The 410-nt window shown below is 62.7% G+C and carries 1 protein-coding gene; it reads left to right on the top strand.

Features of this window, described 5'->3' with window-relative positions; translation table 11 throughout:
• On the top strand, positions 1 to 336 hold a 336-nt coding region (locus DYZ14_RS24050), incomplete at its 5' end, for a transposase (RefSeq protein WP_154722942.1).
• Positions 337 to 410: the final 74 nt, after the last annotated feature.

The raw sequence follows: 410 nt of genomic DNA, 5'->3' as shown, positions 1-410 counted from the left end.
GACCCGAACCGATACACCAACGCCCAGTGTCGCAAAAACTACGCCGGAACCTCGCCATTGACCATTGCGTCCGGCAGGAAGCGCGCCGTACTGGCCCGCCACATCCGCAACCGTCGGCTCTACGACGCGATCGACCAGTGGGCCTTCTGCGCGCTAACCCGAAGTCCCGGAGCTCGACAGTTCTACGACCATCGCCGCGCTGAAGGCGACCTCCATCACCAAGCACTGCGGGCTCTGGGCAACCGCCTCGTCGGCATCCTGCACGGTTGCCTACGCCACCGGACCCGCTACGACGAACACAAAGCCTGGGCACACCGCACACCTGCCGCCGCTTGACAACTTGCGCACCTGGGATGTCTAACCTGGTGCGCATCAGTAGATTTCAATATCAATAGTCGACGGAGCCAGGG

This window comes from Ciceribacter sp. T2.26MG-112.2, assembly GCF_900492205.1.
In the GTDB taxonomy this organism is placed as follows: domain Bacteria; phylum Pseudomonadota; class Alphaproteobacteria; order Rhizobiales; family Rhizobiaceae; genus Allorhizobium; species Allorhizobium naphthalenivorans_A.
Note: the sequence above shows the minus strand (reverse complement) of the source record. Positions and strands in the feature narration are given on the sequence as shown.